Origin of the sequence: Pedobacter rhizosphaerae (genome assembly GCF_900111155.1) — a bacterium.
Lineage (GTDB): Bacteria > Bacteroidota > Bacteroidia > Sphingobacteriales > Sphingobacteriaceae > Pedobacter > Pedobacter rhizosphaerae.
The window spans coordinates 71,977-92,746 of sequence record NZ_FOGG01000012.1; the positions used below are offsets into that span (position 1 = coordinate 71,977).

At 40.4% G+C, this 20,770-nt stretch carries 20 protein-coding genes; 10 read left to right on the top strand and 10 right to left on the bottom strand.

The genetic code is table 11. The features are described from left to right. Positions 1 to 73: 73 nt before the first annotated feature. Together BMX11_RS11605 and BMX11_RS11610 are read right to left on the bottom strand one after the other, a co-directional pair. On the bottom strand, positions 74 to 1,276 hold the full coding sequence (locus BMX11_RS11605) for a peroxiredoxin family protein (protein ID WP_090884385.1): 1,203 nt from the start codon (positions 1,274 to 1,276) through the stop codon (positions 74 to 76). After that, positions 1,276 to 2,034, bottom strand: coding sequence for a hypothetical protein (locus BMX11_RS11610; RefSeq protein WP_090884387.1), 759 nt, complete (start codon positions 2,032 to 2,034; stop codon positions 1,276 to 1,278). Before BMX11_RS11610 ends, BMX11_RS11605 begins: the two co-directional genes overlap by 1 nt. 364 nt (positions 2,035 to 2,398) lie before the next feature. Between BMX11_RS11610 and BMX11_RS11615 the strand changes: the two genes are divergently transcribed. Continuing rightward, the gene (locus tag BMX11_RS11615) at positions 2,399 to 2,896 is read left to right on the top strand and encodes a PepSY-like domain-containing protein (protein WP_090884389.1); all 498 of its coding nucleotides are present in this window, start codon (positions 2,399 to 2,401) and stop codon (positions 2,894 to 2,896) included. Between the two features lie 114 nt (positions 2,897 to 3,010). Here the strand turns inward: BMX11_RS11615 and BMX11_RS11620 are convergent, their stop codons facing one another. Together BMX11_RS11620 and BMX11_RS11625 are read right to left on the bottom strand one after the other, a co-directional pair. Further along, on the bottom strand, positions 3,011 to 3,451 hold the full coding sequence (locus BMX11_RS11620) for a nuclear transport factor 2 family protein (protein WP_090884391.1): 441 nt from the start codon (positions 3,449 to 3,451) through the stop codon (positions 3,011 to 3,013). A gap of 66 nt (positions 3,452 to 3,517) precedes the next feature. Beyond that, on the bottom strand, positions 3,518 to 4,009 hold the full coding sequence (locus BMX11_RS11625) for a hypothetical protein (protein ID WP_090884395.1): 492 nt from the start codon (positions 4,007 to 4,009) through the stop codon (positions 3,518 to 3,520). 144 nt (positions 4,010 to 4,153) lie between these two features. On the opposite strand from BMX11_RS11625, the gene BMX11_RS11630 reads away from it, so the two are divergent. From BMX11_RS11630 to BMX11_RS11655, 6 genes are all read left to right on the top strand, one after another. Next, the gene (locus tag BMX11_RS11630) at positions 4,154 to 4,561 is read left to right on the top strand and encodes a winged helix-turn-helix transcriptional regulator (protein WP_090884397.1); all 408 of its coding nucleotides are present in this window, start codon (positions 4,154 to 4,156) and stop codon (positions 4,559 to 4,561) included. Positions 4,562 to 4,615: 54 nt separating this feature from the next. Continuing rightward, positions 4,616 to 5,491, top strand: coding sequence for a helix-turn-helix domain-containing protein (locus BMX11_RS11635; protein WP_090884399.1), 876 nt, complete (start codon positions 4,616 to 4,618; stop codon positions 5,489 to 5,491). Between the two features lie 75 nt (positions 5,492 to 5,566). Beyond that, positions 5,567 to 6,814, top strand: a complete 1,248-nt coding sequence (locus tag BMX11_RS11640; RefSeq protein ID WP_245738646.1) for an MFS transporter — start codon at positions 5,567 to 5,569, stop codon at positions 6,812 to 6,814. A gap of 41 nt (positions 6,815 to 6,855) precedes the next feature. Then, positions 6,856 to 7,905: an alpha/beta hydrolase gene (locus BMX11_RS11645; RefSeq protein ID WP_090884401.1), complete on the top strand. Its 1,050-nt coding sequence runs from the start codon at positions 6,856 to 6,858 to the stop codon at positions 7,903 to 7,905. 72 nt (positions 7,906 to 7,977) lie between these two features. After that, on the top strand, positions 7,978 to 8,376 hold the full coding sequence (locus BMX11_RS11650; protein ID WP_090884403.1) for a (R)-mandelonitrile lyase: 399 nt from the start codon (positions 7,978 to 7,980) through the stop codon (positions 8,374 to 8,376). 109 nt (positions 8,377 to 8,485) lie between these two features. Further along, on the top strand, positions 8,486 to 8,770 hold the full coding sequence (locus BMX11_RS11655) for a hypothetical protein (protein ID WP_090884405.1): 285 nt from the start codon (positions 8,486 to 8,488) through the stop codon (positions 8,768 to 8,770). 107 nt (positions 8,771 to 8,877) lie between these two features. Here the strand turns inward: BMX11_RS11655 and BMX11_RS11660 are convergent, their stop codons facing one another. Continuing rightward, positions 8,878 to 9,372, bottom strand: a complete 495-nt coding sequence (locus tag BMX11_RS11660; protein WP_090884407.1) for a DUF416 family protein — start codon at positions 9,370 to 9,372, stop codon at positions 8,878 to 8,880. 646 nt (positions 9,373 to 10,018) lie between these two features. After that, entirely contained in the window at positions 10,019 to 10,462 is a 444-nt protein-coding gene (arr, locus tag BMX11_RS11670) for an NAD(+)--rifampin ADP-ribosyltransferase (protein WP_090884411.1), read from the bottom strand. 231 nt (positions 10,463 to 10,693) lie between these two features. Here arr and BMX11_RS11675 point away from each other — a divergent pair, with 231 nt between their 5' ends. Then, positions 10,694 to 12,541, top strand: a complete 1,848-nt coding sequence (locus tag BMX11_RS11675; RefSeq protein WP_090884413.1) for a PAS domain-containing sensor histidine kinase — start codon at positions 10,694 to 10,696, stop codon at positions 12,539 to 12,541. A 582-nt stretch (positions 12,542 to 13,123) separates the two neighbouring features. On the opposite strand, the gene BMX11_RS11680 is transcribed toward BMX11_RS11675, so the two are convergent. The 3 genes from BMX11_RS11680 to BMX11_RS11690 are packed head-to-tail and all read right to left on the bottom strand — an operon-like array spanning position 13,124 to position 19,090. Next, the gene (locus BMX11_RS11680; protein WP_090884415.1) at positions 13,124 to 14,035 is read right to left on the bottom strand and encodes a metallophosphoesterase family protein; all 912 of its coding nucleotides are present in this window, start codon (positions 14,033 to 14,035) and stop codon (positions 13,124 to 13,126) included. Between the two features lie 9 nt (positions 14,036 to 14,044). Continuing rightward, positions 14,045 to 15,835, bottom strand: a complete 1,791-nt coding sequence (locus BMX11_RS11685; protein WP_090884417.1) for a RagB/SusD family nutrient uptake outer membrane protein — start codon at positions 15,833 to 15,835, stop codon at positions 14,045 to 14,047. Positions 15,836 to 15,862: 27 nt separating this feature from the next. Next, positions 15,863 to 19,090, bottom strand: coding sequence for a SusC/RagA family TonB-linked outer membrane protein (locus BMX11_RS11690; protein WP_090884419.1), 3,228 nt, complete (start codon positions 19,088 to 19,090; stop codon positions 15,863 to 15,865). Between the two features lie 195 nt (positions 19,091 to 19,285). Here BMX11_RS11690 and BMX11_RS11695 point away from each other — a divergent pair, with 195 nt between their 5' ends. After that, positions 19,286 to 19,927 (top strand): TetR family transcriptional regulator, encoded by a 642-nt coding sequence (locus tag BMX11_RS11695; RefSeq protein ID WP_090884421.1) that lies wholly within the window; start codon positions 19,286 to 19,288, stop codon positions 19,925 to 19,927. Here BMX11_RS11695 and BMX11_RS11700 read toward each other — a convergent pair. Continuing rightward, positions 19,865 to 20,137, bottom strand: coding sequence for a CBU_0592 family membrane protein (locus BMX11_RS11700; RefSeq protein ID WP_090884424.1), 273 nt, complete (start codon positions 20,135 to 20,137; stop codon positions 19,865 to 19,867). The two genes, BMX11_RS11695 and BMX11_RS11700, sit on opposite strands and share 63 nt — an antisense overlap. A gap of 141 nt (positions 20,138 to 20,278) precedes the next feature. On the opposite strand from BMX11_RS11700, the gene BMX11_RS11705 reads away from it, so the two are divergent. Next, positions 20,279 to 20,533 carry a hypothetical protein gene (locus BMX11_RS11705; protein ID WP_090884427.1) on the top strand — a complete coding sequence of 85 codons (255 nt, stop codon included), beginning with the start codon at positions 20,279 to 20,281 and terminating at the stop codon, positions 20,531 to 20,533. Positions 20,534 to 20,770 lie beyond the last annotated feature (237 nt).

Sequence of the window (20,770 nt, forward strand, 5' to 3'; positions counted from 1 at the left end):
TTTTTACCTGTTTCAATAGCTGAAGAGCAATTTTTCTCATGCTCCAATGGATAGTTGATCTTAAAATGCCAGTTTAGAGCAATTTCTCTACTTCCTTTTGTACCTCTTGAAGCAGGTTATCAGCATATCCATCAAGTGAAAAGCTAATTATACCTTGCTGATTAATGATAAATAATGCCGGAGAAGCGTATACCTGATAAAGTTTTTCTATTTCGCGTCCGTTATAAACACTTGGCATTGTTAAACCTCTGTTTTTTAAAAAAGTCTGAAGCTTATCTTTTACCGGATCATCTATGGTATTAACCCCAATAAAGACCACTTTTTGCTTGTCAAATCTATCTTGGAGTTGCTGCAACGCAATCATTTGTCGTTGGCAAGGCGCACAGGCTTTGTACCAAAAATCCAGAATTACTACTTTATTTTTTAAATCGCCGGCTTTCAGCGTTCCGCCATTAATTAAAGGTAACTCCCAATCAGGAGAAAGGGAGCCTTTTTTAAGAAGTTCATTGCTCACTGGCTTAACAGATTCATCAACAATGCTTTCCCGGCTGTAGCCAGGTAACGATTCCTTGTTAAACTTATCATCATCAATTTTTATATTGGCTTTTAAGGCTGAGACGAAGTATTCAAAAGTCTGAATTTCCCTGGCATTTGAAATGACGGTTTCCATCACAATTTCCTGCCCCATTGGTAAAAAGCTAACCGCAGAAATGTAATAGTTGGAATAAGCATTTGTTTTTTGAACTCCACCCGAGGGAACGGTTATCTTAAAACAGGAATTTCCCCTGTATTGAACGGTTTTTAGCGCAAGATTAACGGTTTTTTCCCTATGGTATTTACTAATGTTCTGAAAACCAGTATTTACATTATGGAAAAATGGATACTGGGTAAAGCTATGTTTCAAATCTTTAATCCTCCGGATATTTTTGGAGCTGGGGCTAATTTCAAGCTGACCATCCCAGGATGTTAATGTAAGTAGCTCATGTCCGTTATAAAGTTGGGTAAGCCCCGAACTGCTGGCAGATGCCACTTTATAGCCAACCAGGGTGTCAGCAGGATTTAGTTTAAAGTAAACATCATAATAGCTTGTTCTGTTGGAGCTGTCTTCTCCAACAGATACTTTTTGATAACTTTCTCCCAACTGATATCGGCCACTACTTATCTTTCCCGATGCAGCATTAACTTTTTGAAATAGTACCTGTAAATTTACCTCTTGTGAGCTTACCTCAAGCTGAAAGAAATGAAGGATAATGACTAATATTAAACCCTTTTTCATTAATTTCTTACTCCATCATTTATCGATACCAATGGCTTGGAAATCACAATCTTTAAAGCGGCATCAACAGAGAAGCCAGCCTTAATTAAAGCATCATAATAATTTTTGGTAACCTTGGCCATTTGATTGATTACCGCTGGCTTGCTAAGCGTATTCAATTGTGCCTGAAGCATACTGCCATACATGTTGTTCATCATTGGAGCCAGGTTGGCCATATTTTCAAAACCCATTGCAGTTGATGTGCCATTTTCTAAGGGTGGAGGTGGAGCGATAATAACTTGCGTTGCACGGGTTTCATGGCTTGTTTCAGACTTAGATTTAAGTAGGTCTACCTTGAAGTAATTTAGAAAGTTAATGCCATTATTTAATTCAGACATTGAACGTGCCCGTTCGATGATATTGATACTTTTAGTTCCCGGTTTTAACTTTTCAAAATATACCTTGAAGATTACTTCCTGGTTATCTTCCTTAGAAACAAATCTTTCCGGTCTTAAGGGAATTCCTTCAGATTTGATGTAGTTGTATCTTTCCTCGCCATTAGCATCCTGTAAATACATGCTTTTATTTAATTGTACCCAATTGCCTTTTACGGGGCTGGTATGTTTGAAAGATACAATTGTGGCATTGCTATTGGTTTCAATTGCAGTGATAACGGTTGTAGGATCTTCAGCGCTATCTACCGAAGGAAATTTGATAGATTGAGCAAATAATGTAGAGGATAGCATTAGAAATGCCGATAACATTTTGATTGATTTCATAATTTTGGGATGTGAGATAGGGTTAATATGGGTTGATTTGCGTTTAGATAATGTATTTATCGGGTAATAGATGTTTTGCAGGAGATATGGTAATCGCTAAGCTTTTTTACCGGATGATTGCCCAGCTCTACGGCTAAGTATAAATTATTGCAGCAAGGCACATTTGTGGGCAGAGAGGCGCTCATGGTATTTGGTTAAGGTGTATATCAGTTACTCCAGATGAGCTAAATAAAATAGATAACTATCTGTAGGATATTGATTTTTAACAGGCTTAATATACAGAAAATATTCCTTAGATAATGGTCTGCATATTTTTGTAAACATTTGGATTACTTGCACGTTGTATTAAAAAATCTTAATTGACATGATGAAGAATACATTCAAAATTTTGCCTGCCCTTTTATTGTTCTCCGCTAGCTTACATGCCAGCCCACCCAATCGTTTTGATGAGGAAGTGGTTATGAGCACAACTTTATTTGATCATAAGCCTGTGGTACAGGTTTCACTCCCCAAAACTGCTCTGGCCTTTATTCAAAAACATTTTGGAAAGACCGCAGTAAGGGAAGTTAAAGCAAAAAAATCGCCAACACCACAAGGTACTTTTTATGAGGTAAAACTGGCAGATGATACGGAAATCGATTTTGGCAAGGCCGGAAATTGGATTGAGGCAAAGGCGGAAGAGCCCAATAAATTACCAACCTCGTTTTTTCCAGGGGCGATACAGGCTTATCTGAAAAAGAAATTTTCGGGCATTGGGGTAGAAAGCATTGATAAAAGTGCTGCTGGCTACAAATTGGAGCTAACTAACGACACCAAATTGTACTTTAATGCAAATGGAGGGTTCTTGAGGAAGAAAAAATAATCAGCTCAGCATTTTTGTGTTTTATGCTGATTGGTTTTCAAACTTATAGATTTTTGGATCAAGAAAGGTTAACCTAATCTTTATCAGATTCAGCAACCTTTCTTGTTTATTGTATTAAAGATTCAGTGCCCTGGCCTCTACGATCACAAAGTACCCTGTGCGATCCTTTATCAGCCATTTTCCATTTTGGCGGACATAAGTGTCATCATACTTTACACTATAGTCTGTAATGTTGTGTTTTCCTTCCGATTCTCTGATCATTTTAATCTGAGAAAATGAAGTGCCCGTTGCCGTGTTCTCCGCTATAGTTACTACGTGTTGCCCATTCAGGGTGAAATAGGTTTTTACCTGTGAAGCGTGCCCGTTAAATTCCTTTTCCAGATTTTCTGTTCCGGCAATATTCGCGACCAAGGAGCCGTTCATGTAAACTTGGTAAGTTGCATCGGGCGTAAATAAAGCCATTTGCTCAGAAATTCTCTTGTCATCTCCTAAGGAAGCATAAGCATCTGTCAGGCTCCTTAATTCGTCTTTTGTTATTAAATTTTCTAGTGTCATGATTTTTTTGATTATGTAAAATTGTTTTTTGCATGTGGTTAATGATATCGCATTAGCATGGTAATGTTATCCAAATGATGATGGATCTATCTGATAGATATCGAATAACTGGTAGGTTTTGAGATTTTTGCTTTTCAACTTCAAATAAGTATCTACAACAGAGAAATCTACACCAATAGGGTTAAGATGCAGCCCTTTCTGTATCGCAACCTGGCTAATTAGTCCAATGGCCAGGCTGGTAATTCTGTCGACCCATTCTTTAAGTTTTTCTTTGCTTTCATGCTGTTTTCTGTGTTTTTCCAGGTACTCAAGCCTTTGCTCTGATGAAAGATTACCGTATTCTTTAGCTCCCCGCGCATAATCTACCAGATGCTCTTCGAGGAAGTCAGTACGTTGAAGAATGAGCAGGCCAGAAGAAGCATAAAATTGAGGAAGTTGCTCCATGCCTCGCAGGTTATTGCGTTCTACACGGACCATGGTAAATGGCCAGGTACCTGTAGAGGGCATTAATGGATAAATTTCCAATATTAAAGAATCTATAATTTGATCAAGTTTCATACTGTTATGTTTATAGTATAAATTTTGCACACTCTTATGCTGTGGATTAAGCTTTTTGTTATTGCCAAAATTAGCGTATATTCGCTTACATTTTATTAGTAGTTACCTAAAAGTTAGTGAATAACCAATTGATTATATTGAAATATGAAAGAAGAAATTGCAGAGTCCAATAAAGAATTTACAGCTGAATGTACTAAGGTACTGATGGCTGTTAGCGATGCGCTATATGCCATCGGAGGTAAATGGAAGCTAATGATTATCATTGCCATGGCCAGGGGAAATAACAGATTTACTGAACTTCAGAAGCAGGTAACCGGAATATCGGCAAGGGTTTTATCCAGCGAATTAAAAGAACTTGAGCTCAATGGTTTTATCATCAAAAAAGTATCAGTAGGGTATCCGGTCATGATAGAATATCAGCTGTTACCTTACAGCCATACGCTGGAAGAAGTGGTGGGAGCGATGACCCGTTGGGGCATGCAGCATCGGGAAAAAATTAAAAGTGAAAGGTCTGGTAGTAAAGTGGGAGCGGAAACTTCGTTAAAGAAGTGATACCTGGCATTGACAGGGAAAGCTCATTTGTTTTGAATTTCTTAACTTTGTGAAATGGCAAAGATCGAACGTCCGGTATCAGAATTCAACAGTGAGTTAAAATTGAAAGGCTTTAATGTATGGCAGCTTGAAGCAGATAGCCATGCAACACGCATTTATAATCGTAAAGATTTTTATAAAATCTGCCTTACTACAGGCAAAAGCATTATTCATTATGCCGACCGGAGTTTTGAACATGAAGGGACCATTTTATTTTTTGGTAACCCCCATATCCCTTATTCCTGGGAAACACTTTCTACTACCTATGTAGGATATACTGTGCTCTTTTCTGAAGATTTTTTTAGCAGTTTGGGGCGTAGTGAGAGCCTGCAACATTCTCCACTTTTCAAAATTGGAGGTACGCCTATCGTGAGCCTTGATGAAAAACAAAGAGATTTACTGAACACCATGTTCCTTAAAATGATTGAGGAGCAAAAGAGTGACTATGCATACAAGGACGACCTCATAAGGAATTACATCAATCTGATTATCCATGAAGCGCTCAAAATACAACCATCGGTCAGTTTCGATCAGCACAAAAATGCAGCAGGTCGACTTACTTCCGTATTTCTGGAGTTGTTAGAAAGACAATTCCCTGTAGAAACAATAGATAGGCCCCTCAAATTTAAAACAGCTCAGGATTATGCCCTTTCACTAAATGTACATGCAAACTATCTCAACCGGGCAGTGAAGGAAATTACAGGTAAACCCACTACGGCACATATCACAGAACGTATTGTTAATGAAGCGAAGGCACTTCTTCAACATACCGATTGGAATGTGGCCGACATTGCTTACGCATTAGGGTTCGAATATCCTACCTACTTTAACAACTTCTTTAAAAAAGTAACTGGAACCAATCCTACTTCCTTTCGCGAGTTGCTGGTTTGAAATTCTTAATCATCGGTTTGATAATCTTTAGCGCCCGAGCAAATGGGGCGGGTATCTTTGTACTTTCTATTATTGATGAAAGCATTAGATATGAAACCATACAACAGGATAGCTGAGTTAAAGAGGATAGCATACGCGGGATGCCTGGGGGTAATAGGGATTATCAGTACAGAATTCGGTATAATTGGTGTACTGCCCCAGGTTGCTTCACATTATCATATTGCAATTGAGCAGGCCGGATTATTACTAAGTGCCTTTGCATTAACTATTTTCTTACTGGGGCCTTTCGTTGTCCTTTTTACATCGGGTATCAATAAGAAAAAGATGATGATGGTTGCCATATCACTTTTCCTGGTGTCGAATATTGTTTCCGCATTCGGGCCACCATTTTGGTTGTTGCTGGTCTTCAGGGTGCTGCCAGCCATTTTGCAGCCAGTATTCTTTTCAGCAGCAATGGGCGCAGTCATTAGTCAGTCAACAAAAGCTGAACAGCATAAGTTAATGGGAATTGTAATTGGTGGTATTGCTATAGCGCAGGTAACCATCATTCCATTAACAACATATATGTCTAGTTTATACGGCTGGCAAACGAGTTTTATGGTGCAGGGCTTGATTAGCCTTATAGCTGTTGCGGGCATCATGGCATTTATACCTGATATGCCTGTTACCGAGACACCAACTTATGGAAGTCAATTAAGCATATTGAAAAAACCTCGTTTTATCATCAGTGTGGCCATGAACGTATTTCTAATTTCAGCATGGTTTTCATCGTATAGCTATTTCGCAGATTATCTGGGTAAAGCAAAAATGATGACGGGGGAACAGATTAGCTATATGTTATTCCTTTTTGGTATAGCAGGCCTATTTGCCAATTGGTTGGCAGGTCGTTTATTGTCTAAAAACATTCCGCTTACCACAGCCTTTTTCCTGTTGGGTACCATGGTGCTTCCTATTATCCTGCAATTTTCCGGTGATAACTTTCTTATTCAAATTCTGGTGATCGCTTTTTGGGGGATAATGTACGGTCCTGCTTTTCTAACTGCCATTTCTTATATGATAGACGCCGCACCCGAAGCACCGGAGTTTGCCAACAGCTTACAATCATCGTTTGGTAATCTTGGCGTTTCTATTGGAACTGCAGTTGGAGGGTGGTTTATTGCAAATAGGGGTATTAATGATTTACCATGGCTGGGGGCAGTTTTTGGTGTATTGGCATTGCTGATGATCTTTTTCAGAGTGGTTTTGGATAAAAGGCTGGCCAAAGAAAATCACCAAAATTCAATTGAAAATGCCAATATGTCGAGTTATGCTAATGCTCAATAATTGAAAAGTAAGCGATAAAAAAACAATAAAAATAAGATAGGATGAAAATAATTAACCTTTTATTAATCGCATTCCTTTTAATAGGTGGAAATGCGATAGCACAATCTAAAAAAGTAATAAAAATGAAAAATAACATAGAAAATGGACATTATACTTTTGAACTAAGCGACGAGGTTACTCGTCAAAAGGTCACTTTTAAGAATCGTTACGGAATTACCCTGGCTGGCGATTTATATCTTCCTAAAAAACGTGGAAATGAAACCTTACCCGCATTGGCGATAAGCGGTCCTTTTGGGGCAGTTAAAGAGCAATCTTCTGGCTTATACGCCAACACAATGGCCAAACGTGGCTTTGCTGTAGTTGCATTTGATCCCGCTTATACTGGTGAAAGTGAGGGTGAACCCCGTAATGTGGCTTCTCCAGACATTAATACCGAAGACTTCAGTGCGGCTGTTGACTTTCTGGGATTGCAGCCATTTGTTGATAGAAATAAAATAGGACTCATTGGGATTTGTGGTTTTGGAGGTATGGCTTTGAATGCTACAGCTGTTGATAAGCGTGTTAAGGCAGTGGCTACTACAAGCATGTACGATATGACCAGAGTGATGTCGAAGGGGTATAATGATAAAATGACGTTGGGGGAACGCTCTAAAATGCTTGAAGCAATGAGTGAACAGCGTTGGGTTGACGCAGAGCAGGGGAAACCTGCCGATGGCCTTAGGAATTTACCTGAAAAATTAAAAGGAGATGAGCCACAGTTCGTTGTTGATTATTATAATTACTATCGTACTCCACGAGGTTTTCATCCCAATTCTGTTAATTCGAATGGAGCCTGGCTAGTTACCAATCCACTTTCTTTTATGAACATGCCCTTGTTAACTTATATTGGAGAAATATCTCCCCGTCCGATACTTTTAATTGCAGGAGCAAATGCCCATTCCCGTTATTTTAGTGAAGACGCTTACAAGATGGCGGCAGAACCAAAAGAGCTTTATATTATTCCAGATGCAGTACATGTTGATTTGTATGATCAAACAGATGTCATCCCATTTGATCAGTTAGAAAACTTTTTTAAACAAAACCTAAAGTAATATTTTAGCTGTGAGATTCCTGAATTAATAGTGTAGGTTACATTTTAAATACTAACATTAAAGAAAACAACAATGAATACAACAGAAATTTTTCCAAAAGGACAACCACTGCCAAATGAATGGTTTGTAGGGAATGCGTTTTTAACGCTTTTAGTTTCAAAAGATAAAAATAATGACTTTTCTGCAGGCAGTGTAACCTTTGAGCCCGGTGCCCGTACCAACTGGCATACGCACCCGAAAGGACAGGTTTTATTGGTTATTGAGGGCAATGGATTTTATCAGGAGAAAGGTAAACCCGTTCAGGCGATTAAAAAGGGAGATGTGGTGAACATCCCTGAAGATGTTGAACACTGGCATGGGGCAAACTCAATAAGCAGCATGGTACATGTGGCCATTACAAACTACAAAGATGATGTTCAGGTTACCTGGTTAGCACCAGTAACGGAAGAAGAGTATCCTAAAGAACTTTAATTTTTACTTGCAGAAGCGGATCTCACCTAGTTGCTTAGTCACGATAAGAATTTGATTTAATATTTCAGTATCAGTTGTAACTTTGTGATAAAACCATTCCCTTATTTCGATGAATTTAGCAGCATTTAAAAATTCTTTAAAAATGGATGCCCCGGGTGATCAGCTTTCTGCACCTTTAATCGCCTTGTGGTATGATGCAAAAGGTGATTGGAATGCTGCGCACAGCCGGGTTGACCACTTAAGTGATCGGGTTTCTGCGCGGATACATGCTTACCTGCATCGAAAAGAAGGGGATATCTGGAATGCTGATTACTGGTATCGAAGAGCTGGAGAAAGTCGCCCGCAAATCTCGTTAGAGGAGGAATGGGAAGAATTGGTATTGCGGTATCTTTAGTTTAAATAAGATGAACGATCCAGGTGCTTCACCAGTTGTACTGATCAACAGCAAAGCCCGTATCAATGAAATACAAAATCAGTTTCTGTTTAGCGTTCATGCCAGGCTTATCTGCTTATCTCTAATTGATATTGCCACTCTTTTATGCGCATAGGATGTGTGGCAAGCTCTTCAGCCGTAAGCGTATCAACAATTTCCTGTAACTTGAAATCTATGGTGTCTGTTGCGAGTGTGCTCATGTGCATAAAATGGGTTTGGTCGTCATCCAATAAATATTCGAGTAGTTCCCATACCGCACATGAGGCATTTATGGCATAACTGGTAGAAAAATCACCGAACTCTTCAGTGTCTGGAATAACCAGATCAAGTTCATCCATCAATTGATTTACCTTGTCTTCATCAATTTCAGTATCGGTTGCAGACTTTACATATTCCAACGATCGGATTAGAACCTCCGCATCACCCCAATTATATTCCTGAAAGAAAGTAATATAATCTGGCAGCAGACGGTTACAGAGGTCGAGCCCGAAGGCCAGCCTTTGTGATCTGCTAAGAGAGGCTATCTGACTGGCCAGCTGAGTGGAAAATGCAATTGAATCCATAGAGAAAAAAGATAATGTGGGAAGCACCTAAGTTAAGCAAAACCCGCTATTGTGACAAAAAAAGGCCCGCATCCCTGCGAGCCTAAACCAAACAAACTAACATTATTTTGCTGTTCTTCTTGTGGAAGAATATGCTTTTACTTTTTTATTATTTCCGGAAATAATTCGGGAACTGAATAATAGATGGATTTACATTCAAAGCATTTTTCAACTTCCTCCTTAGTTAAGGATTTTCCTTTTGTAAGTTTTTGAAGGACAAAGGTGATGGCTACGATAGCGATTAACATGCCTAGAATATCTTTAATGTTATTTTCCATTCCAACTATCTGAGGGTATTAAAAATGCGGTACTTTCCTGGATTATTATGCTATTAAGAAATATTAAATGATCTCCTGCAAGCTGCTGTTTAACTTTGCTTAACCGCTTTTTGTTTATGAAGGAGAGCTTGAACATGAGTTTATGATGGAGCGTTTAATTGTCTTAACGACATAAATATAGCAATATACACTTATGTCTCAGTGAAAATATTCGAGTGTATTATTATTTTTACATTTATGTAGTCGTGTGCACTTTTTGCGATAGCCAGAGTATACTAATTCGGTCTCAATTAAATAAGGTTTCTATATATTCATAGAACTGAATAGTCTCATTCCTCTATCGCCATAATCCCTTGCTGTTTGAGTTTTTCAATTCCTTCTTTCATAGCCCTGATCTGTTCAGACGAATGGCTTTGCCATACCGTAACTTCTCCAATTACTTTAAATGGATGCACCGACCTGTACGACATGGTGGGGTTGCCTGGGAATTTTTTATCGGTTACATTGGGGTCATCTTCCAGCAAGCCTGTTGCTTCTACCAGGTATATTCTTTCCCGGCCCTCTCCCGAGGCCAGTTCGGCACCCCATATTGCGGCACTTAGTGTAGCAGAAAGGTAAATGTGTTTGAGTTTCCTATCAACAAAATTTGACTGATAGCCCGTTTGGATCAAATCTCCGATTTTTAAATCGGCTTTGGTTCCATGGAAAAAGGTCTGAGAAAAAGGTTTTGGTACGAATGATTCGGTGCTGTTTCCGGTATCGGTTGTTTTCATAGCATGATTATTTTGAATTAAAACGGTTCTTTGAAGCCTTAAATATTTAAAAATAAAAAAAAATAAAGGGAAGCCCTTGTTGCGATTATGAGGTCACTAAACCTATTGTTTTACCATATCAAGCATGGAAATAGGATTCATCAACTTAATCAACATTTCATAAGTAACTTTACGTTTATAATCTTTTGATTAATTTGCATCCATGTTGAGAAAATTAATAGCTTTTTAAATATGAGTGATGGTGCAGTAAACCAAGACCGCTTCAGTGCCCTTGTAGCGGCAACTTCGGATGTGGTTTATCGGCTTAGCCCAGATTGGGAAGTGATGTATGAGCTGGATGGCAGGGGCTTTTTGAAGAGCACTTCTGAACCCATTATAGGTTGGCGGAAAATTAATGTCCATCCAGATGATCTGGAAATGGTAAATGCTGCAATAGCCAAAGCGATTGAAAATCAGACGATGTTTGACCTGGAGCATAGGGTTCTGCGCGCAGATGGGAGTGCAGGCTGGACAGTTTCGAGGGCTGTGCCAATACTGGATGCAGAAGGGAATATTTTAGAGTGGTTTGGTGCAGCCAGCGATATTACACTAAGAAAGCAGGCAGAAATTGAATTGCAGCGGGCAAAAGAGCAAGCCGAACAGCAACAACGGCTTTATGAAACGGTAACCTCCAATACGCCCGATCTTATTTATGTATTTGGATTAGACTACCGGTTTACCTACGCCAATAAAGCCCTGCTCGAGATGTGGGGGAAAAGTTTTGAAGATTCTGTTGGAAAGAGCCTGCTTGAGAATGGATATGAACCCTGGCATGCCGAAATGCACGAGCGGGAGATAGACCAGATTATCGCAACTGGTGAAGCTATCCGTGGAGAAGTAGATTTTCCTCATGCGGTTTTAGGACCAAGAACGTATGATTATATTTTAACTCCTGTTTTTGATGCCAGCGGCGAGGTGGTAGCAGTTTCAGGTGTTACCAGGGATGTAACCGAACAGGTAAATGCCCGGAAGGCTATTGAGCAAAGTGAACAACATTTTCGAAAACTCGCAGATCTGGTACCCGCCAAAATATCAAATGCATTACCCAACGGAGAGGTAACCTTTTTTAATAAACATTGGCTTGATTTTTCCGGATTGAGTTTTGAAGAACTCCGGGATTTTGGCTACCATCAAATGATGCATCCAGATGAAATCCCTGCATTTCAGGAAGGTCTGGCTTTGGCTGCTCAAAATGGCGTTCCTCATATTTCCGAGATGCGTTTTCGGGATACCACGGGAAATTATATCTGGCATCTGAATATTGCATCGCCGATTTTAGATGAGCAGGGAAACATCACCATGTGGGTGGGTTCAACTACCGATATTCAGGCCATAAAACAAGAAGAACAGCGCAAGAGTGATTTTGTGAGTATGTTGAGCCATGAACTCAAAACCCCGGTTACGGCCATAAAAGGCCATGTGCAACTGGCATTAAGGTTATTATCAAGAGAAGAACTGACTCCATTTTTGGAGAAGCTGAATTCATCGTTATCTCGAATAGATGTTTTGTTAATACAATTAACGGGTCTAATTGGTGATATGCTCGATCTTAGCCGAATAGATGCGGGTAGGATGGACCTGAAAATGGATCGTTTCAATATAGATGATCTGGTAAATGAAGTGGTGCAGGATTTCCGTTTGAGTCATCAGCAACATTTCTTTCAGCTGGAATTAGGTGCCGGAACAGCTATCACTGCTGATAGAGACAGGATTAGTCAGGTGTTGATTAATTTACTGGCCAATGCAGTAAAATACTCGCCTAAAAGTAATGTGGTTGATATTGCCGTATCGGCAATAGGAGATGAGGTGTTAATTGCAGTAAAGGATTATGGGATTGGGATTGAAGAAAAAAATCAGAAAAAGATTTTTGAACGTTTTTACAGGGTTGAGGGGCAGAATGAGCAATATTTTAGCGGCTTCGGAATCGGATTGTTTTTAGTTCACAATATCGTAAGCCGCCATGGGGGAAGGATTACACTGGAAAGCGAAAGAGATAAAGGTTCAGTTTTTACCGTGCATCTTCCCATTTTACAGAGTTAAAACACAAATAAGCTCTTAAGAGAAAATGGAAAAAACTATTTCTCTACTGGTCGGTGTCCGCACCAATGCTGTTAACTTAAGCTAAATGCTGTCAGTTTGAGCTTTCCGATGTGAAATCGGGACAAGTAGTCGAAGACCTTCTTAATAAGTCGAAAACTAAAATGGATTACCATTCGACAGGCTCAGGATTGACAATCCATTTTAGTTTTCTCCTTAAGTTAATAGCATTAGTTTCCCCACCTAACCGTCTTTATCTACTGGTTGGTGTCCGCACTTACCAGTCCTCCTACTACCATTTACAAACTTCTCTATTTCGGCTGGTGGGCACAACACCAATGTTATTAAGGTAAGCTAAATAATGTCATTGTTAGCCTGTCGAAGGATCAAATTATGTAGTTTTAGTGCGTTTCGACAGGCTCAACGTGACAGAATTTATCTACTGGTTGCTGTCCGCACCTACCAGTCCTCCTACTATCATTTACAAACTTCTCTATTTCGACAGGTTCAACGTGACAGAATTAAATGGAATTTATAAGGCAGCCTCGTTCCTTAACCACACTGTTTAAAATATGCTTTTAAAGCTTAGAAACGATGTTGAAAATAGTCGTTTTCCACCGTTCCATCGGCATACATTTTAAGTATGGCATAACCTGGCGGAGTTTCCAGGTAATAGCCTGGCCCTGCCGATTCTGCATCGCCTTTTCCCCACCAGAACCCACTCATGGCTCCGTTACAGCAATAGCGTACACCGTTATAGCAAGTGTTGTCTGAGAGGTGATTATGTCCACTCAGGCAGATCTTTACCTTATCCTGATGTTTGTAGAAAAGGTCTTTCAGTTTTTTACAATCAGAATGCCCTCCGCCTACTAATACCTGTGTCGTACCCAGAATAGGATAGTGTGACATCAGCAGGGTAGGTGTACCCGGTTTTAAATGCTTCAGTTCTTGTTCCAGCCAGTTATACTGCTGCTCATCCAGAGAGATTTTACTGTTATTCCCATCCAGAATAATGAAATGCCAGCCTGCTTTTGAAAAGCTGTAGTAGCGTCCGGGTATTTTAAGTCGCTTAACTACATACTCCTTACCATACATCTCATCTTCCTTGGTTGGTGCTTTCCACCAAGTATCATGATTACCTATACAACTTTTTATCTCATATCGTTCTATTGCCTTAATGCATTCATCCCAAATTGCCCATTGTGCAGTTACCTGCTCTCGAACTACATTGTCATAAGAAGCATCATTAATAGAATCTCCACCGTTAAGGAAAAAGTCTGGCCGGTGCTTTTGGATAATATGATTCAGGCATTTTTTAAATCTTTCGGGGGCATCATCGCCTTCGCGGATATGTACATCGGTAATATGGGCAACTGTAAGTACAGGTTTTCTGGCGGCTGTTTTATCTTTATCAGTTGAAGCGAGCGCGGGTAATCCTCCGGTAAGTGCAGCACCTGCCGACAAGCCCATCGCTTTTAATAGTGATCTCCTTTTCATATCTTATAATTACCAGCCAAATATTTGTTTAAGATTCGGATTAAGTACCACCTGCTGCTGAGGGATAGGGCGATAGTAGAATTTCGGCTCCTCAAAATTGCGCGTTACATTCTCCGTTACAATATTGCCTCCGCTATTGCCATTTTTAAGGTAAACCGTTGCATCGCTACCAATTGTTCCGGAACGGTAATAGATGAGTTTTACCCCCAATGAATTTTTTTCCTTTTGGTCCTCTCCAGGGATGGTTGCCGTTCTGTCAATTAAGATAATATCATCAACACCATCGCCACTTAGATCATATTTGCCTAGTCCTGCAAAATAGATCCCCTCAGGGCTTTTAGTCAATAGTTTACCCACTTTCCAGCGCATCAGGTCATCAAACCTCATGTTTTCAAAGGCAAATTCTACCCGTCGCTCTCTTCTTATTTCTAGTATTACCCCCAGGTTAGCGGTTACATTCGGGTACTGAACTTGTAATACCGGATCAGGAGCTGCATTTGCTGTGGCTAAATTAAGATCGGGTATTCCTGCTCTTCTTCTCAACAGATTAACACTCTGGTCTAATTGTGCTTGTGTTAAGGTTCCAAGTTCTGCTAAAGCTTCAGCGTAAGTAAGCAATACCTCGGCATAACGGTACACGGGAAAATCTACGCCGTTTAATATGGCGTTATCGCTACTGTTTACATAACCCTTTAATTGATGATAGCCGGTGAAATTTTTGTTTAAACGCTGAATGTAAGGTGTTGCATCTGGTACCCTGATCCACCCTGGGTACACCATTGTTTGAGATAGGCGTGGATCGCGATTTTGAAACTCTTGAACAAAACCCAGCTGATTATAATTGGGTAGGCTCGTAAAACGGCTTCCGTCTTTCATCAGGTAAGTTTGAATCAAATCTCTTGCCGGGGCCTGCTCATAATCTCCAAACACAGTTGAGTTTACATTCTGGCTCTTTCCTTTTGCCAGATCAAAGATATTGACCATAATAACCTCACTGATGCCTGTTAAATCCTGACTGGAGAACAAAGTAGCATAATCCTGGTCAGGTTTTCCGGTATTGTAGATATTAAATTTTTTAGCGTTGATGATCTCTCCTGAAATTCTGGCTGCAGTTTCTAAAAACGTATTGGCCGAAGCGCTTAGGTTGAGCTCATTGTGGTATTTGCGGAATGTGCCTTCATACAGCGCTGCCCTTGCATAAAGTGTGGCTACCGCCCATTTTCCTGGGGTACCTACAGGAACGGTTTCCCTCACGTTTTTATAGGCGAAATCCAGATCGGCCATGATACTATCTGCTATCAGTGTTCTGGGGTCACGTGGTTTATAAAGATCTTCATCTGTTGGTTCGAGTGTGGCCGAATACCAGGGAACGTCAGAAAAACGCTTCATTTTATCGAGATAGAATTCAGCACGGTAATACCTGGCTAAACCTGCATAATGGTTTTTTATAACGGGAGTAACTTGAGCCTTTCCATAATTTTCGAGAAAATAATTGATGTTCCTAAGTCGTGTCCAGCTCCAGCCGGTGGTAATATTCTGGGCATTGGCACTACCCGTCATGATGTTTTTAACCTCTACAGCTGCCGTAGTTGCCACATTATCTGTACTTTGGTCGTTCAGATATGTGCCCCGATCGGGCTGTTGCAGCAAACCGTTTATGTATAAAGATAAATCACTTTCTGTATTAAAGAATAGATTCGGAGAAATTGAAGTCTGGGGAAAACGGTCGAGTTCACCCTTTTTACAGCCTGCGAATAATCCCAACACTGCAATAAATATGATGTATGTGTACTTTTTCATTTGAATAGGATAAATTGGTCGCTAATATTAGAAATCGAGGTTTATACCGAAAGCATATCTTCTTTGATAGGGATACGCCCAGGCACTTGGGCCTTGGTTTACGGCTTCCGGATCTATGTATTTTTTGATGGATGAAAATTCGTATAGGTTCTCTCCGGTTACGAATACCCGTAATCGCGATACATTAAATTTCTTAGTCCATTTGCCAGGGAAAGTATATCCCAGAGATACGTTTTTAATCCTTAAGTAGGCACCATTTAAGAGGTATTTCGTTTGTGGGATATCAAGACCAGCGCCATAATTGGCATCTGCCAGCCATGATTGTAATACGGGATATTCTGAATCGGTATTCGCATCGGCCAAACCTGCTGCAATATAAGAAGCCGAATGCTTGGCCCTTTGTGCCGGTGAATCTGCAGCGCCGCGATAGAAATCGAGATTCCATGGATAAACATTGGCATAAGGCTGTTGGTAAGGGCCCCAGAAAAGGTAGTGATGTGGATAGAAATCCCTTTTCAGTACACCTTGTAAAAACACAGCAAGATCAAAGCCTGCCCAGTCCATGTTTAGGTTTGCGCCTATGGTGTAACGATCTAAGCTATTGCCGATTACTTTCAGGTCCTTTGCATTATTTGAACTCAATCCACGTTCAATTTTTCCGTTTCCATCCAGGTCTTTGTATTTAGGCCAGCCCTCAACAATGGAAAGTGCTCCCCATGGAATAATTGCAGATTGATCTAAAGCGTCAATTTCTGCTTTGCTGCGGAAAACGCCATCGTTTTCCAGTCCCCATATCTCCCCAATATCCTGACCTACGCGGTATCCAGAGAACAGGTTCTGATCGTTTTTAAATTTGGTGATTTTGGCTCTGGAATCGGCAAGAAATAATTTCGCATCAAAACTGAAAGGTTTTGAACCCAGGTTAAATCTATCTCTGTAGGTTACAGATAGTTCCCATCCCTTGGTGCGAAGGTCGGCAGCATTCTGGCGTGGAACCCCTGTACCCAATACCGCAGGTAATTCCTGCCCGGCAGTTAACATTCCTTTAGTATCACGGATGTAATAGTCGAAGGTGAAAGAAAGTTTATCATTTAACAAGCCTAAATCTGCCCCCATGTTCAAGGTAGATACCCTTTCCCAGGTGTAAGTTTGTGGATCTACGTTAAGTCCGGGTGCACCGTTTATAACCAGGTTTTGTCCTGCACCACCAATCAGATAACCGGAAGTTCCGGTAGCCAGCGATTGGATATAACCAAAATTGGCTGTGTTATCGTTTCCTAGAGCCCCCTGATTACCTAGATCGCCATAAGAGGTACGCAACTTGAAGGTAGATACAGCAGGAGAAAGCGATTTAAAGAAATCTTCGTTACTCACTATCCAGGCAAGCGAGGCCGATGGGAATAAGCCCCAGCGTCTGTTTACCGGGAAGCGTGAAGAACCATCGTATCTACCGGTAGCTTCTAAAATATACCTGTTTTTATAGGTGTAGTTTAAGCGTGAGAATACACTATTGGTCGCATATGCCGAATAAGCTGCTCCCACGGTTCCGGTGCCACTGGTTAGCGAAAGGTAAGGCAGTGATGAAGAAATCAGCACATCACGGTAAGCATCTACGGTAGAATAATCGTAATCTTCACTATTAAAACCAACCATGGCGCTCATAAAGTGATCACCAATCGTTTTTTTATAGGTGGCATAAACGTTAAAGGTATTATTGTAGAGATAGCTGTTGTTTTCAGTTACAGAGCCAGTACCACCTTCTTCACGGATATCGTTGGGTCCGTAACCAATTTTATATTTTTTACTATCGTTGTGTACCTTCCAAAGCTCACGTTTAAAAGAAGCGTCGGCATTCACTTGCAAATCTCCGTTTAAAAATAGGGCAGTAGCACTGGTAATATTCTGGAAACCGAACATATTTCCCAGGTTATTTCCTCCGTCAACAAGTTTGGCTGCCAGCTTTCCGGCTGCGGTATTGGCCCAGGTACCATCAGGATTTTTAGCCACATCTGTAGGCATCAGGTAATACAGGTCGGTAATGTTTCCATTAGGAACGGCACGTTTGGTTTGGTAAATATTCAGGTTGTTATCTATCTTAAGCCAGGAAAGCGGAGAAAAACCAACTTTTGATCTCAACCCATAACGGTCCCAATAATCGGCTGTCAATTTGTTTAATCCATTGTCTCGGGCATAATCTGCCGATAGATAATAGGTTAGTGGCTTATTATTCACAGTTGCACCCCCAGAAAATGATAGGGTATGGCTTTTAGAGATACTGGAATTATTAAAGAAGTAATTATACCAGTCGTTGCTTCCCATATAAGCCCATTTAGTGGGATCGGTGGGGTTTAAACGGGTGTCTTCAATAGCCGGATTATCCGACCTTTCTTTCGCCCAGCGATAATATTCATCAGAATAATTCACATAATCCCAGGGCGTATTATCGGTAGAGGTTTCTAATACCCTCGAAAAAATGTAAGGGTCGGTAACGGGCTTTGGCAGTAGGGTTGGTTTAGACCAGGAGTAAAAGCTGTTGTAGCTGATTACATTATTTCCTGCTACACCCTGTTTGGTGGTAATCAAAATTACGCCAAATGCTGCTCTGGCACCATAAATTGCTGCGGAGGCTGCATCTCTCAATACTGTAAATGAGGTAATGTCTGACGGTGTAAGGCGTAGCATATCATCGTTGCTGGTAGCCGGAATACCATCAATAACGATAAGCGGAGAGCCCCCATTAATAGAAGTATAGCCCCTGATGTTGATGTTTGGAACACTCCCTGGTGCACCGCCGGCATATGTGATATTTAGCCCCGGACTAGCCCCCTGAAGCCCCTGCATTACATTGCTTACGGGTCTTGATTCGAGCTGCTTACCCGAGATCTGATCAATGGCTCCTGCTACGTTGATCTTTTTCTTGGTACCGAAGCCCACTACCATAACTTCGTCCAGGTTGGCGTAATCTGCCTCCAGGACAACGTTAATGGTGTTTCGGCCTCCAACCTGGATTTCCTTTTGTTTGTATCCAATGTAAGAGAATATCAATATGGCATCCGCTTTCAGGTTACTTAAAGTGTATTCCCCATTGCCGTTAGTAGCTATGTGCAGGTTTGTTCCCTTTACACTGATGTTTACTGCGGGTAAGGTTTCTTTAGTCTTCGCATCAGACACCACGCCCTTAACGGCTATGCCTTGTGCAAAGCTGCTGGCAGAGATGAACAGGGTAAAGAACATCCAAAGTAGCTTTTTTTTCATTTGCTTATTGTTTAGTTGTTTGATTTAGAATATGCTATATGTATTTCAGCGGCCGCTAAATTGAGTATATCATATTAAGGGGAAGTTAATCTTTGATTAAAAGATTAATTGAACGTTCATTCAATTTATTATCGAAAATAAGTTGTGAAATTTCTGCAGATTTGACTAGTTTGCGCAATCAAAATTAACAGCAGGATGGGACGCAAGAGTTTAAAAGAGGCCAGACAACTGGAGATTATCCAGGTATTTTATAAGGTGGCAAAAAAAGAAGGGTACGAAAACACTTCCATCGCCAAGATTGCGAAGGTAATGGATATTAACCCCAGCCTGATTATACATTATTTTGAGACTAAGGAAGACCTGACTTACGCGCTTATTGATCATATTCTGGAGCGATACCTATTGATCTATACCATTAAGCATAAGGGGCAGGCTACTATAACAGATCTTCAACGTACCATTGAGATGCTTTTTTCCAAAAAGTGGAACCTGCTTTTTGATGATGGACTTTTTTATACCTTTTATGCCCTGGCCTTCAGAGAGAAAAAGATTAAGCAGAAGTATAAGGTCATTTTGGATGCTCTGCGTACCGGACTTTCCACTATGATAGATCAGTGCAATGCACAATCACTCACAAAAATAAGTGATCCTCAGGCCGTAGCAGATTTTATATTTGTTTTGGTAGATGGAGCGTATTTTTATCTCTCTATGGAAAGTGATAAAAAGGCTTACAACGAACGATTGGAGGCTTATAAGCAGCGGGCTTATGATGCTTTATCCATTCCTCCCCTCAGATCCGATCTGCTTGCGGCTGAACTGCCTGCTGAGTGCGAATAATCCTATAGACATCCAAAGGATATTGGCTACAGCATTGGGTAGGTCCTGGGTATTGAAGGCTGTTACCGCCAGGCATAAACCACCAGTAATGTTGAGTAACTGAAAAGACAGGGAGTCGGCACGGATGATCTTTAAACTCAGTAATAGATAACCCAGTGTGCAGAATAATACACCAGACCAGCCTACAAAGGGCATTAATAGGTTTATCATGTCGTAATTACTTTGATGAATAATCGCTCGAATATACCCTTTTATGTATTCCCTCCGAAGGTTAACTCTATGTTAAGGTGAGATTTAACCTTGATATAATGATAATTTAATATTAAATTTATCATTAGTTAGCTTTGCAGCATGAAATTTCCTCTCTACCTGTATTATGAATTACTAGTTAGAATAGCCGAGTTCAGGCCTGATGTGGGAGAGTACCTCTCCGTATTTGCAGCAGATTCGCACGTATTGCTTACTACCAATACAGGCTATTTAGAGATTCCTACAACCATTCTTTACCGGCAATTTAACGATCCGGATACCATATCTATCCATGAAATTAAGCAGCTTAGCAGGGAATTCAGGTCCAATAACTTATCTCAGAGCAAAGCAGGTTAATTTTGTTGTCCTATTCAAATATTATGGCCAGGATAAGGGAGAGGTTCCTATGCCTGCCGTTATGTTGAAGTCCAAAAGAAGCTAGTTTCCGTTTTTATCACCCTATAAGCCATAAACACAGACTCATTTTAATCTTTTCCTTAGCTTAATATCATTTTGGCGCAATTGATAGAATGCACTTTGGCTGATCTATATCAAATAGATGCTTTAATTTGCTGTCTCCATCTCTCATTTAAC

Excerpts from the sequence above, each read along its gene's own strand:
- BMX11_RS11615 (WP_090884389.1), top strand. The coding sequence starts at position 2,399 with ATGATGAAGAATACATTCAAAATTTTGCCTGCCCTTTTATTGTTCTCC.
- BMX11_RS11705 (WP_090884427.1), top strand. The coding sequence starts at position 20,279 with ATGAAATTTCCTCTCTACCTGTATTATGAATTACTAGTTAGAATAGCC.
- BMX11_RS11645 (WP_090884401.1), top strand. The coding sequence starts at position 6,856 with ATGAAAATAATTAACCTTTTATTAATCGCATTCCTTTTAATAGGTGGA.
- BMX11_RS11685 (WP_090884417.1), bottom strand. The coding sequence starts at position 15,835 with ATGAAAAAGTACACATACATCATATTTATTGCAGTGTTGGGATTATTC.
- BMX11_RS11635 (WP_090884399.1), top strand. The coding sequence starts at position 4,616 with ATGGCAAAGATCGAACGTCCGGTATCAGAATTCAACAGTGAGTTAAAA.
- BMX11_RS11620 (WP_090884391.1), bottom strand. The coding sequence starts at position 3,451 with ATGACACTAGAAAATTTAATAACAAAAGACGAATTAAGGAGCCTGACA.
- BMX11_RS11690 (WP_090884419.1), bottom strand. The coding sequence starts at position 19,090 with ATGAAAAAAAAGCTACTTTGGATGTTCTTTACCCTGTTCATCTCTGCC.
- BMX11_RS11605 (WP_090884385.1), bottom strand. The coding sequence starts at position 1,276 with ATGAAAAAGGGTTTAATATTAGTCATTATCCTTCATTTCTTTCAGCTT.
- BMX11_RS11610 (WP_090884387.1), bottom strand. The coding sequence starts at position 2,034 with ATGAAATCAATCAAAATGTTATCGGCATTTCTAATGCTATCCTCTACA.
- BMX11_RS11660 (WP_090884407.1), bottom strand. The coding sequence starts at position 9,372 with ATGGATTCAATTGCATTTTCCACTCAGCTGGCCAGTCAGATAGCCTCT.
- arr (WP_090884411.1), bottom strand. The coding sequence starts at position 10,462 with ATGAAAACAACCGATACCGGAAACAGCACCGAATCATTCGTACCAAAA.
- BMX11_RS11655 (WP_090884405.1), top strand. The coding sequence starts at position 8,486 with ATGAATTTAGCAGCATTTAAAAATTCTTTAAAAATGGATGCCCCGGGT.
- BMX11_RS11640 (WP_245738646.1), top strand. The coding sequence starts at position 5,567 with ATGAAAGCATTAGATATGAAACCATACAACAGGATAGCTGAGTTAAAG.
- BMX11_RS11700 (WP_090884424.1), bottom strand. The coding sequence starts at position 20,137 with ATGATAAACCTATTAATGCCCTTTGTAGGCTGGTCTGGTGTATTATTC.
- BMX11_RS11695 (WP_090884421.1), top strand. The coding sequence starts at position 19,286 with ATGGGACGCAAGAGTTTAAAAGAGGCCAGACAACTGGAGATTATCCAG.
- BMX11_RS11675 (WP_090884413.1), top strand. The coding sequence starts at position 10,694 with ATGAGTGATGGTGCAGTAAACCAAGACCGCTTCAGTGCCCTTGTAGCG.
- BMX11_RS11680 (WP_090884415.1), bottom strand. The coding sequence starts at position 14,035 with ATGAAAAGGAGATCACTATTAAAAGCGATGGGCTTGTCGGCAGGTGCT.
- BMX11_RS11625 (WP_090884395.1), bottom strand. The coding sequence starts at position 4,009 with ATGAAACTTGATCAAATTATAGATTCTTTAATATTGGAAATTTATCCA.
- BMX11_RS11630 (WP_090884397.1), top strand. The coding sequence starts at position 4,154 with ATGAAAGAAGAAATTGCAGAGTCCAATAAAGAATTTACAGCTGAATGT.
- BMX11_RS11650 (WP_090884403.1), top strand. The coding sequence starts at position 7,978 with ATGAATACAACAGAAATTTTTCCAAAAGGACAACCACTGCCAAATGAA.